Source organism: Fervidicoccaceae archaeon (assembly GCA_038734945.1).
Classification (GTDB): Archaea; Thermoproteota; Thermoprotei_A; order Sulfolobales; family Fervidicoccaceae; genus ARK-14.
On record JAVYOA010000002.1, the window covers coordinates 292,035 to 303,196 of the forward strand.

Annotated in this window: 12 protein-coding genes and 1 tRNA gene; 5 read left to right on the forward strand and 8 right to left on the reverse strand. The window is 44.3% G+C overall.

Annotated elements, in window-relative coordinates:
* Positions 1-85 precede the first annotated feature (85 nt).
* The gene (locus tag QXR92_02915; protein ID MEM0318961.1) at positions 86-1,414 is read left to right on the forward strand and encodes a pyruvate carboxylase subunit B; all 1,329 of its coding nucleotides are present in this window, start codon (positions 86-88) and stop codon (positions 1,412-1,414) included.
* A 57-nt stretch (positions 1,415-1,471) separates the two neighbouring features.
* Positions 1,472-1,574 (forward strand) — tRNA-Phe (locus tag QXR92_02920).
* A gap of 227 nt (positions 1,575-1,801) precedes the next feature.
* Here the strand turns inward: QXR92_02920 and QXR92_02925 are convergent.
* Positions 1,802-2,419: a hypothetical protein gene (locus QXR92_02925; protein MEM0318962.1), complete on the reverse strand. Its 618-nt coding sequence runs from the start codon at positions 2,417-2,419 to the stop codon at positions 1,802-1,804.
* A gap of 123 nt (positions 2,420-2,542) precedes the next feature.
* Here QXR92_02925 and QXR92_02930 point away from each other — a divergent pair, with 123 nt between their 5' ends.
* Positions 2,543-2,902: a hypothetical protein gene (locus QXR92_02930; protein MEM0318963.1), complete on the forward strand. Its 360-nt coding sequence runs from the start codon at positions 2,543-2,545 to the stop codon at positions 2,900-2,902.
* A 21-nt stretch (positions 2,903-2,923) separates the two neighbouring features.
* Here the strand turns inward: QXR92_02930 and rpsJ are convergent, their stop codons facing one another.
* Together rpsJ and tuf are read right to left on the reverse strand one after the other, a co-directional pair.
* Positions 2,924-3,232, reverse strand: coding sequence for a 30S ribosomal protein S10 (gene rpsJ / locus QXR92_02935; protein ID MEM0318964.1), 309 nt, complete (start codon positions 3,230-3,232; stop codon positions 2,924-2,926).
* A 50-nt stretch (positions 3,233-3,282) separates the two neighbouring features.
* A complete protein-coding gene (gene tuf, locus QXR92_02940) occupies positions 3,283-4,593 on the reverse strand; it encodes a translation elongation factor EF-1 subunit alpha (GenBank protein ID MEM0318965.1) in 1,311 nt (436 codons plus the stop codon).
* 203 nt (positions 4,594-4,796) lie between these two features.
* Here tuf and QXR92_02945 point away from each other — a divergent pair, with 203 nt between their 5' ends.
* On the forward strand, positions 4,797-5,384 hold the full coding sequence (locus QXR92_02945) for a 30S ribosomal protein S7 (GenBank protein ID MEM0318966.1): 588 nt from the start codon (positions 4,797-4,799) through the stop codon (positions 5,382-5,384).
* Positions 5,385-5,512: 128 nt separating this feature from the next.
* Positions 5,513-5,965: a DUF151 domain-containing protein gene (locus QXR92_02950; protein MEM0318967.1), complete on the forward strand. Its 453-nt coding sequence runs from the start codon at positions 5,513-5,515 to the stop codon at positions 5,963-5,965.
* Positions 5,966-6,042: 77 nt separating this feature from the next.
* Here QXR92_02950 and QXR92_02955 read toward each other — a convergent pair whose 3' ends face one another.
* The 5 genes from QXR92_02955 to rpoA1 form a co-directional block, all read right to left on the reverse strand.
* Positions 6,043-6,486 carry a 30S ribosomal protein S12 gene (locus QXR92_02955; protein MEM0318968.1) on the reverse strand — a complete coding sequence of 148 codons (444 nt, stop codon included), beginning with the start codon at positions 6,484-6,486 and terminating at the stop codon, positions 6,043-6,045.
* Positions 6,487-6,549: 63 nt separating this feature from the next.
* Positions 6,550-6,981 (reverse strand): NusA-like transcription termination signal-binding factor, encoded by a 432-nt coding sequence (locus tag QXR92_02960; GenBank protein MEM0318969.1) that lies wholly within the window; start codon positions 6,979-6,981, stop codon positions 6,550-6,552.
* A 14-nt stretch (positions 6,982-6,995) separates the two neighbouring features.
* Positions 6,996-7,298, reverse strand: coding sequence for a 50S ribosomal protein L30e (locus QXR92_02965; GenBank protein MEM0318970.1), 303 nt, complete (start codon positions 7,296-7,298; stop codon positions 6,996-6,998).
* A complete protein-coding gene (gene rpoA2, locus QXR92_02970; GenBank protein ID MEM0318971.1) occupies positions 7,295-8,518 on the reverse strand; it encodes a DNA-directed RNA polymerase subunit A'' in 1,224 nt (407 codons plus the stop codon). Before rpoA2 ends, QXR92_02965 begins: the two co-directional genes overlap by 4 nt.
* Positions 8,506-11,154: a DNA-directed RNA polymerase subunit A' gene (gene rpoA1, locus QXR92_02975; GenBank protein ID MEM0318972.1), complete on the reverse strand. Its 2,649-nt coding sequence runs from the start codon at positions 11,152-11,154 to the stop codon at positions 8,506-8,508. The genes rpoA2 and rpoA1 overlap by 13 nt, the downstream gene beginning before the upstream one ends.
* Positions 11,155-11,162 lie beyond the last annotated feature (8 nt).

Genomic DNA, 11,162 nt, shown 5'->3' on the forward strand with positions numbered 1-11,162 from the left:
CTATCACCTTTATTTAAATTAATAATGAAAATTTTTAAACTTCTTTACAATTTAAAAAGGTTTTGTATGGAAAAAGGCGAGCTCCATGGTGAAAATAATCGATACTACCTTGAGAGATGCTCACCAGTCTCTGATGGCAACGAGGCTGAGAATCGATGATGCCAGGAAGCTGGCTGAAAAGCTAGATTCAGCAGGATTTTTCAGCCTTGAAATCTGGGGAGGGGCAACTTTTGATGCAGATCTTAGATACCTGAATGAAGATCCCTGGCTCAGATTGAGGGCAATTAGTGACGTTATGAAGAAGACAAAGAAGCAGATGCTCCTGAGGGGAATGTCCCTCGTTGGCTATGAGCCCTATCCCGAAGATGTTGTCAAGGAGTTCGTGGATGCAAGCTATAGAAATGGAATAGACATTTTCAGGATATTTGATGCCTTGAACGATATTGACAACATGAAATTGCCCATAAAGGAAGCAAAAAAGATTGGAGCCATTGTTCAAGGAACACTTACTTACTCAATTAGTCCAATTCATACTGTGGATTACTATGTGAACTTGGCAGAAAAGGTTGCTTCCCTCGAAGTAGATATAATTACAATAAAGGACATGGCAGGACTGCTGGATCCCATCACTGCTCAGGAGCTAATTAGGAGAATAAGAAAAGAGCTGAGAATACCTATAAATGTCCACACACACGATTCTATGGGTCTATCAACTGCTACATACTTCGCTGCTGTTCAAGCGGGAGCGGATTACATAGATACAAGCGTGTATCCTCTCGCCTATGGTGCTGCTCAGCCAGCAATCCAGAGCGTGTACTTCATACTGCCTAGGGAAATGAGGGAGGAAATAAACCTCTCGGCAATAAACGATGCTTTCTCCATGCTGAGAGATATCATACAATCGAAATACTCGAAGGAATTCGATCAGCGGCTCCAGGTTCCCAATCCTCAGGCCCTCGTGCACCAAATTCCGGGAGGTATGATCTCTAACTTGATATATCAATTGAGGGAAATGGGACAGCTGGATAAGCTCGATGAGGTCTTGGAGGAGGTGCCGAGGATAAGAAAAGAGCTCGGATGGCCTCCATTAGTTACGCCAATATCTCAGATGGTAGCAGCACAGGCTGTTCTGAACGTGATATCTGGGGAAAGGTACAATCTCGTAGTAGAGGAGCTGAAAGCCTATGTTCATGGAAAATACGGCAAGCCACCAGGAACAATAGAACCTGAAATAAAGAAAATCATTGCCCCCCAGGAGGAATCCATTGATAAAAAGATGAATTTGCGGGATTGTGAAGAAAAGGTAAGGAGGATCTTGGGCACATACACAAAAGAGGATGTTCTCTCCTACTGCCTTTTCCCCAATGAGGCTGAGAGCTTCTTCAGATCCAGGATAAAACTCCGAACCCCTTAGCATTTCCCTTCCACATGGATAAGCTTTATAATTTTGAAAAACACTCTGTTTCTTGATGCCGCCGTAGCTCAGCTGGGAGAGCGCCCGAGGATGTTGGCCTTCCCAGCATCCGGCGAAGCTGAAGACCGGGCTGTCGGGGGTTCAAGTCCCCCCGGCGGCATTTCTTACAGCTGAAAACTTATCTCTCTAGGATAAATGGGGGCAGTGCTTATTTGGCTAGAAAAATTTCCATGACTTTCATGCAGAGTGGTAATGGGTACTGCTAGGCTGTGGAGAAGAAATAAAACATGCCAGCAAGCCCTACAGAGACCTAGAGAAGAAACTGGAGAAATCGAATCCAATTCTCATAAAAATTGCTGACTTGCAGCAACTAAAGTTTTCAAAAAATCATTTCTTTGAAAAGGTAACATCTCTTCCAGCTAGGCTTCTGTTGAGAAGTGATGTGTGTTCGAAGCTAAGCGAAGAATAGAGCATTGGAATTAAATTCAGCTTCTCTCCATCCACATTTATTTTATTCATCAGCATTATCCCTCTATCAAGATCAGCTGTATATACATAGAGCTCGTTCTCCTCGAGATATCTCCTCACAACTTCATCTTTTAAAGAATGCTCGACAGCTCCAGCCAAGAATGCTCTTACATGGAAGAACAGCTTGGCTTTGAGATTTGTTTCCGCAAGGGCTCTCAAAAAGCTCTTCAGAGATCTTTTCAGATCTTCAACTGGCAGCTCTCCCCCATATAGCAATAGGATTGCATCTGGATTGAACTTCGCAACTCTCTCTGCTATTTCTCTATCATTTTTATCTGGCTCAACTATGAAATTGTATGCTACTCCCCCCCTCTCAGTAAAAGCAGCTATAGCAGATGAGGAGAGAACGTTGCAAATCAAGTTGCTTACGCTTACTGCTGCAAGCTTGCTTATCCCCATTCTTCCTATTAGCTTTCCCACTTCTCTTCCTGTGAGAATTCTCAGCTGAACCTCTTCTTCATATGTAGTTATAGCCATATGGCATCACTATGATATGTTATATTGTTAGTCAAATATAAATCATCTATACATATTTTTTGAAAATAGTTAAATCTTTCAGGAAAATAAAGGAAGACGAGCAATATTTAGAAGGTGTTTATTTTGAAAAAGATCAGCATAATAGTTGCAAGAATGCCTGAGCTGGGAATTTCAAAGCTCATTTCTGCTGTGGAGAGAATATATGACCTTGGAAGCGTTCCTATCCCCCTAATATATCCTCTTCACTATGATCTTCAGTTGATGGACTGGGATAGGGGAAAGTATTTCGCTGAAAACCTCATAAAACAGCTCAGAGAGAGTGTTGGTTTTGAGAATCTACCACTTCTGATAGTTGGAGAAAGAGGACTCTATGCTCCTTATCCTTACATTTGCTTTGAGGAGCAGAAGGTTTGTCTTCTGACTGAGGAGAAAAAAATCGATGAGGTTGTGAGGATCATTGAGGAATGGGAGAAAAATATGTGAGCTAAGGTAAAAAGAGCTGCTCTAAATAAGCTCAATTTCTATATATACGTCCTCTGGAACTCTCACTCTCATTATTTGCCTCATTATTCTCTCGTCACTCGCTATGTCTATGAGTCTCTTGTGTATTCTCATTTCCCAGTGCTCATAATGCTTTGATCCTTCACCGTGAGGAAGCCTAAGGACAGGAACTACTAGCCTCTTTGTTGGTAGAGGCACAGGTCCCCTAAGCCTAACTCCACCTTTCTCTGCTATTGCCTTTATCTGCTGGGTTACCTTCTCTAGGCTCTCCACGTTATTGCTCCACAGCCTTATTCTGGCAATTGTTGGCACTTTCTATCTCCTCAATCATTAACTTTTTCAAAAAATCCCTCTTATGAACTTCATCCCTTTATCTGGACTTGCTCGGGCACTACATCGATCACAATTCCAATTCCAATTGTCTTCCCCATATCTCTCATTGCGAATCTTCCCAGCTGTGGGAATTCGCTGAACTTCTCTATTACCATTTGCTTTATCGGCGCGAACTTCACTATAGCTGAATCACCTGTCTTTATCATCTGTGGATTCTTCTCTGCCTCTTTTCCAGTCCTCGGATCCAGCTTGCTCACAATCTCAACAATCTTTGCTGAGATGCTCGCTGTATGTGCATGTATTACCGGGGTATATCCCTTAGTTATAGCGCTGGGATGCTGATAAATGAACACTCTTGCAGTGAATTCCTTTGCAACGGTAGGAGGATTCGTGATGTGTCCTGCAACATCTCCTCTCTTTATATCCGTCTTCGTCACTCCCCTAACGTTGAATCCTATGTTGTCTCCAGGCTCAGCCTTCTCTATTTGTGTGTGGTGCATTTCTATGCTTCTGACCTCTCCAACTATGGCTGGAGGCATGAAGACCACTCTGTCTCCTTTCTTGAGCACTCCAGTCTCCACTCTTCCTACAGGAACTGTTCCAATTCCGCTTATGGCATATACAGCCTGTATGGGTATTCTGAGCGGCTTGTCAACAGGCTTTGGAGGGATCTGGAGGTTGTCGAGAGCCTCAACCAATGTAGGTCCGTTGTACCATGGGAGATTAGGGCTCCTCTCTATCAGGTTATCTCCTATCCATCCTGATATTGGTATGAATGGAATCTTTGAGGTGTCGTAGCCGAGTCCCTTCATGAACTTGGTCATCACATCAACGACTTGCTTGAACCTCTCCTGGCTGTATGGCGGCTCAGTGGCGTCCATCTTGTTAACTGCCACTATTATCTGATCAATCCCCATCGTCTTAGCTAGCAAGAGGTGCTCCCTTGTTTGCCCTTCTGGGCTCATTCCAGCCTCAAATTCTCCCTTTCTCGCAGAAACTACCAATATAGCAGCATCAGCTTGGCTTGCTCCGGTTATCATGTTCTTCACGAAGTCCCTGTGTCCCGGAGCATCAATTATCGTGAAGTAATACTTCTTGGTCTCGAACTTCATGAAGGACAGATCTATTGTTACTCCTCTATCTCTCTCCTCCTTCAAGTTATCGAGCAACCAAGCATACTTGAATGACTCCTTTCCCCTCTTCTGAGCCTCTGCCTCGAGCTCTGCCATCTTCTTTGGATCGATGAATCCGAGCCTATATAGAATGTGCCCTACTGTTGTGCTCTTTCCGTGATCGATGTGCCCTATTACTACCAAATTCAGGTGCGGTTTTTCGCTCATTTGACATCATCCTCATTATATCTTTTTTATGCAACCGCTTAACTCAATGTTTTGGGAGAATTATAAGCTTTTTTAAGATTTATATTTATTTTCGCTCTTGGTTAGAGGAAAGAACAACATCAAGACTTTTAATCTCCAAACATTTAAAACCCTCTATGCATTCAGAATACTTACATGCTTTGAGAGCTGCTGGTGAATTAAGGGTGGAGGAACAACGAATCTACTCTAGAGAGATAAAGCTCTTTGGCAAGTGGACATATGAGAATATTGATGTGAGGGATCCAAGCCTGAAGAAGTATATTTGCCTGAGGCCTGTATTCCTCCCTCACACAGGAGGAAGACATGAGCATGACAGATTCGGAAAGTCAAGGGTTCCAATAACAGAGAGACTCATAAACAATCTAATGAAGCATGGAAGAAATATGGGGAAAAAGCACTTAGCATATAACATCGTGAAGAATGCATTCGATATAATATATCTGAGAACAAAGCAGAATCCTCTTTCTGTCCTGGTGAGAGCTATAGAAAACGCTGCTCCCCGAGAGGAAACAACTAGAATCATGTATGGAGGAATAATATATCATGTTGCTGTCGATGTTGCACCCCAGAGAAGAGTGGATCTGGCTCTCAGGCACATAACTGATGGAGCAAGGAACTGCGCCTTCAACAATCCAAAGCCTATAGAGGAGTGCCTGGCAGATGAAATAATTGCTGTTGCCAATAACGATCCGAAAAGCTATGCTATCTCAAAGAAGGAAGAAATAGAGAGAATAGCTCTGAGCTCCAGGTAATAGAGCTCAAACAATTTTTAGCATCATCTGAAAACCTTATTCTTTTGGGCAGGGAAGGTCAGATTATTTAACCCCTGAATATATTCAAGAGTAATTTGGGAACTTCTCAGAAGAAAGAGGGCTTAGTGATGGGTGAGCTTAAAGAAAAGAGGGGGGATGTACTTTACAAAACGAAGTACATTGAAACATACATCGCTTCCGAGGAACCCCTCGTTCCCGTTATTGTTCTGTTTCTCGATAATGGAGAGGAGCTTGAGCTCTTCAATGTCCCCCTCGAGATTGCCAAATACATAGCAGAGGGAGGGCCTGCCGGAGACATAAGAGTTTCGGAAAGGGCCACCCTGTTTGACCTGATCTGGTCCCATGAGGATATAATAAATCTCCTGAAGGAAGACATAGACTCAATAATAATAGATGAGTATGATGAGAAGACAATGCTTTACAGCGCAAAGGTGATATTCAAGAACGGAGGGGTAGCTCTGGAAAGGAGGTTTGTTCCAAGTCACGCAATATTCCTTGCAATTATAACTGGAAAGGATATTCTTGTCTCAGAAAAGGTGCTCAAGAAAAGACCAAAATAATCAATAGGTATTGGAAAAGCTTCTTTCTAAACAACAATAGGCTCTTTTTTAAAAGCTGGAAATAAAATATAAGGAGATCATCTTACAGGTTTCTGCTTCTTTCCCTTCATTAGTGCGTCAAGGGAGACGCCATTTACCATGACTACCTTGAATCTTACTCCTGGAATATCTCCCATGGACTTTCCCTTTGGACCACCTATGCCCTCAATGATCACTTCGTCGTGCTCATCTATGAAGTTCAGACCACCGTCTCCTGGAACGAATGCTGTTACCACTTTCCCATTCTTCACAAGCTGAACTCTGACGCACTTTCTCACCGCTGAGTTGGGCTGTCTTGACTCTACTCCTACCTTCTCAAGAACAATACCTCTAGCCCTTGGAGCTCCCTCAAGCGGATCGGTCTTTCTCTTGAGATCCAGCATCCTTCTCTTGAACTCTCTCTGGCTCCATTTGAATCTAAGTCTCTTTCTCCTGAGAGTTCTCGCGGCATATAGGCCGAGAGGAGATTTCTTACCGGGCAACAACAGCACCTCTTCTTTTTCCCTATTTACATCAAATTTAGCGGTTTTTATAATTTCTCGAGACTAGACTATCACCACGTTCGTTATGTCGAAATATCGCTTCAGAATTATCCTTGCCCTTGTCACGTTCTTTCCATTCTTTCCTATGGCAATGCCTTTATCGCTTGGCTCCACAGATATGTAGACTACTTTCTTGTTTGGTCCCTCTATGACTTTGACTCCTTTCACCCGCGCTGGGGCTACAGCATTTTTTGCCAATTCTTCAACGGATGAGCCGTCCTCAATTATCTCTATGTCCTTGCCAAAAATTTTCTTCAGTTTCTTTATGTTGCTGCCACCTTTTCCAATGGCAGCTCCAACATCGCCCTTTCTCACTACGAAAATTATCATATTGTTTTCATTGTCTATTACGCAGTCCTTTACCACTGCTCCTGTAATATCCTGGAACAGCGCTATATATCTGAGCTCCTCTGGCGTTAGTCTGATTTCCGGCATAAAAGCTTTCACCGCTAGCTCTCAATGAACTCCAGGATCTTTGAGTCACCAGGGTCGACTACTGCTGCTACTTGTACTGGAAACGGCTTTCCGAGCATTCCTCCCATTTCTACGGATGTTCCCTCGTATACATATATGGGTATGTTGGAAAGTCTAGCATAGTACTCCACATCCTTTCTCACCGAGGGATCTGTATTGGAGGCAACTATGATCATTTTAGCTTTCCCATGTCTGATGGCCAAGATCGATTCCCTTGATCCAAGAATTACCTTTCCGGTTCTGAGAGCGTTTTTAAGCTCACTTTCCAAGCTGCTCATTTCCCGCTCACCTTTTCATTCTCATTTTTTGTGGAGGAGGTTCCTCCCACATTGATATAGAGCTCAACCATCCCCGTTCCTACAGGAATTATCTGTCCGACTATAACGTTTTCCGTTACTCCCTTCAATTCATCGGTCTTCCCCTGTGTAGATGCCTCAAATAAATGTTTCGTTGTCATCTCAAATGCTGCCTTGGAAAGGAAGCTTGTTTTCTCTCCAGATACTCCATGCCTACCTATCTGTCTTACTTTTCCTGTCAGGGTCATTATGTCTGCCACCAATAAGACATGCCTAACATCGACATCCAATCCCTGCTCCCTGAGGACGTTCATGATCTCGCTTATTATGACCCTTCTTGCTGCCTCTATTCCAAGAACTTCCTCTGTCTCATAAACGCTGTTTGTCCTCGTTCTCCTTGGATCAACTCCCGGAACCTTGAGAACCTGTGCTAGGTTTGAGCCATCTGTTATTATGACAAACTCCTCTCTTCCGTCTGGACCCTTCCTCGACTGTATTATCGCTCTCCTTATTCCAGCTATTCCCTTCAGCTTAGTGTTGAGAACTCTTTCTCTCTTTTTTGAGATATAGGAGAGGTCACCAGTTTCCTTCAGAGATATCTCTATTCTGTAATCCCCAGTTATCTCCACATCACCTATGTTGATCTTCTTCAGAGCATTATGAACGTCCTCAACGCTCAGGCCCTTGTCAGCCAGCATCTCAGGGTCAAGCTCTATAATTATTGTTCCCGAATAGAGGTCCGCCTCAACTAGGCTTGCAACGTTTTCAACCCTCGTATATTCTATCCTCCTCGCAACCTCCTTCGCCTTTTCTCTGTCATATCTGTGAGCCTCATCTAGGTATACTTCCATCATTGGAGTGGATGGCGTCTTTCTCGCATCAACAATTTCTATCAATCTGGGAAGACCGAGGGTGACGTTCAATTCCCTGACTCCAGCATAGTGGAATGTTCTCAGCGTCATCTGGGTTCCCGGCTCTCCTATGCTCTGCGCTGTTACTGTTCCTATAGGCTCTCCTGGCTCCACGAGGCTGCTCAAATAAGTCTCCACAGTCAAATCAATTATCTTGTCAAGCTCCTCACTGCTCAGGCTTTTTCTCTTGAGCTTCTCTGCAAGCTCATTAACAATCCTCTCTGGAAGAGCGTTGTTAGCTCTCTTTCTTATATAAGCTGCAATGTCATCGCTCATGTCTACTCCCTCCATCCAACGACTCTTTCAATGATTCTGTCAATGTTGACAGCTCTACCGTGATCGCTCTTTGCTGGATCAACTTTATCGTTTCCGTAGGCAAACTCAACCACAGTTCCATCTGGAAGCCTTGCTGAGCCATCATATTCGATTCTGACATCGAGAAGTGCATTTATCAGCCTTCTCTGCATATATCCGCTTTGGCTTGTTCTCACTGCAGTATCAACCAATCCCTCTCTCCCTCCTGCAGCATGATAGAATAGCTCGATTGGGCTGAGTCCTGATCTGAAACTATTGTAGACGAATCCTCTCGCGTATGGGGAGAGATCGTTCTGCTTGAAATGCGGCAGAGGCCTCCCTCTATATCCTCTATTTATCCTCTCTCCTCTAATAGATTGCTGACCTAAAGCGGCGCTCATCTGCGTTAAGTTGAGAATGTTGCCTCTTGCTCCAGTTCTCGCCATTATGAATGCATTGTTGAAAATGTCCAAATAGCTTGCCGCTATTTCACCAGCATCATCTCTGGCCTTGCTCAGCCTCTCCATGATCTTTGTTTCAACCGTTTCCTCTATAGTCCTTCCCGGAAGCGGCTCCAGCTCGCCCCTCTCTGCCTGCTCTATTATTTTCTGAACATCCTCTTCCGCCTTCCTCAGGATTTCCCTTATCTCCTTCTGGGCCTCTGGTGGAATGTCAACATCGTCCAGGCTCATTGTGAAGCCGAATTTCTCAATGTACCTTATGAACATCTTGAACATCTTGTCTGCAATTTCCCTCGCGAAGTCAGCACCATACTCCTTGACCAGCCAGTGATATAGGCTCTCAGGTTGCTGTGCTCCAATGCTCTTCTTATCTATCACACCTGTCAGCATTTTCCCATTCTTTATCACTATGTATGAATCGTGGAGGCAATCTTCATCCTCGCACTTCAGCTTTCCTGCATTCACGGAGGACTTCATTTTAAGGGTGAAATCCTCTGGAAGGAACATTGAGATAAGCTGCTTCCCTGTCCAGAGCTCCCTCGGGCTATATATGGTTGGCTCTGGAAGCTCTCCGGTGTATCCTGCAACGCTCAAAAGCTCAATCACGTCCTCCTTAGTAAGAACTGTTGCTTTACTGGTAAGCAGGTATCCTCCGCTTATGTAGTCCTGTAGCCCTCCTATTATGGGGCCTCCATATCTTGGGGAGAGAATGTGCTTCTGAACAAGCATGAGCTCTCTAGCTTCGGCTCTTGCTTCCTCTGTCTGAGGGATGTGGAGGTTCATTTCATCTCCATCAAAATCGGCGTTGTATGGAGGACATACGAGGAGGTTAAGACGGAAGGTTCTTCCGGGAAGAACTTTAACAATGTGTGCCATTATGCTCATTCTATGAAGGCTCGGTTGTCTGTTGAAAAGCGCTATATCACCATCTATCAAGTGCCTTTCAACTATGTATCCCGGAGCTAGGGAGCTGGCAAGGGCCTTTCTATCTTTATAGTACCTTAAATCGATCCTCTTCCCGTCCGGCCTTATAATGTAGTTGGCACCGGGCCACTTATATGGACCATTTATCACGTAGTTCCTCAGCTCATCTATGTTCCAAGGCGTGACTCTAACAGGTATCGTGAGTATTTTTGCAGCTTCCTCCGGAACGCCAACCTCGTTTATGCTAAGATTGGGATCAGGAGATATAACTGTTCTAGCGGAAAAATCAACCCTCTTGCCTGAAAGATAGCCTCTGAACCTTCCCTCCTTTCCCTTGAGTCTCTGAGCAAGCGTTTTCAGCGATCTCCCTGTTCTGTGCTTAGCTGGAGGGATTCCGGGAACTTCATTGTCTATGTATGTTGTGACGTGGTACTGGAGAAGTTCCCATAGATCATCTATCACTATTGGCGGGGCAGCAGCATCCATGCTTTCCTTCAATCTCTGATTTGCCCTAATGATATCAACGAGCTTGTGGGTTAAATCATCTTCAGCCCTAATTCCTGTCTCAAGCATGATGCTTGGTCTAACCTGCACCGGTGGAACAGGAAGGACTGTTAGAACGAACCACTCCGGCCTCGATTCCTGCGGATCTATTCCAAGAAGCCTCACATCATCATCTGGAATGTTGGATAGCCTGTTCCTTATTTCATCGGGAGTTAGCTTCCTATAGCTCCCCCTCTCCTCCTCATAGAACGTTGTCGGCCTCTCCAGCTTTATCTTCTTCTGCGGAGCTCCGCAATGTGGACATATTGCTGTTTTTGAGGCCTTGCTCTTCAAATGCTCGTGGAATGCTGGGAGAAGGAAAGGAAGATGCTTCTCCAGTCTTCTCTGAAGATCCAGGTACTCCTTTGCTTCTTCGTCTTTGAGCAGTATTCTTCCGCACTTCCAACATGTGGACTTGAGCAAATCGTGGATGTACTTAACATATCCAACATGAATGACAGGCTTTGCCAGCTCTATGTGTCCAAAATGTCCAGGACATGTTTGCATAGTTCCTCCACAAACGGGGCACTTCTGCCCAGGCTCTATTACTCCAAGCCTGGGATCCATGACTCCGCCCTGTATTGGAAGACCATCGTCATCGTAAGTATCTGCAGTTATTATCTGAACTTTGCTCATTCTCCTTATCTCATCTGGTGAAAGGACACTTAGCTTTATTCCAGATATCCTTTTTATTGGATCTGACATCCTTCTCA

Excerpts from the sequence above, each read along its gene's own strand:
- QXR92_02915 (MEM0318961.1), top strand. The coding sequence starts at position 86 with ATGGTGAAAATAATCGATACTACCTTGAGAGATGCTCACCAGTCTCTG.
- QXR92_02925 (MEM0318962.1), bottom strand. The coding sequence starts at position 2,419 with ATGGCTATAACTACATATGAAGAAGAGGTTCAGCTGAGAATTCTCACA.
- tuf (MEM0318965.1), bottom strand. The coding sequence starts at position 4,593 with ATGAGCGAAAAACCGCACCTGAATTTGGTAGTAATAGGGCACATCGAT.
- QXR92_02950 (MEM0318967.1), top strand. The coding sequence starts at position 5,513 with ATGGGTGAGCTTAAAGAAAAGAGGGGGGATGTACTTTACAAAACGAAG.
- QXR92_02960 (MEM0318969.1), bottom strand. The coding sequence starts at position 6,981 with ATGCCGGAAATCAGACTAACGCCAGAGGAGCTCAGATATATAGCGCTG.
- QXR92_02965 (MEM0318970.1), bottom strand. The coding sequence starts at position 7,298 with ATGAGCAGCTTGGAAAGTGAGCTTAAAAACGCTCTCAGAACCGGAAAG.
- rpoA2 (MEM0318971.1), bottom strand. The coding sequence starts at position 8,518 with ATGGAGGGAGTAGACATGAGCGATGACATTGCAGCTTATATAAGAAAG.
- rpoA1 (MEM0318972.1), bottom strand. The coding sequence starts at position 11,154 with ATGTCAGATCCAATAAAAAGGATATCTGGAATAAAGCTAAGTGTCCTT.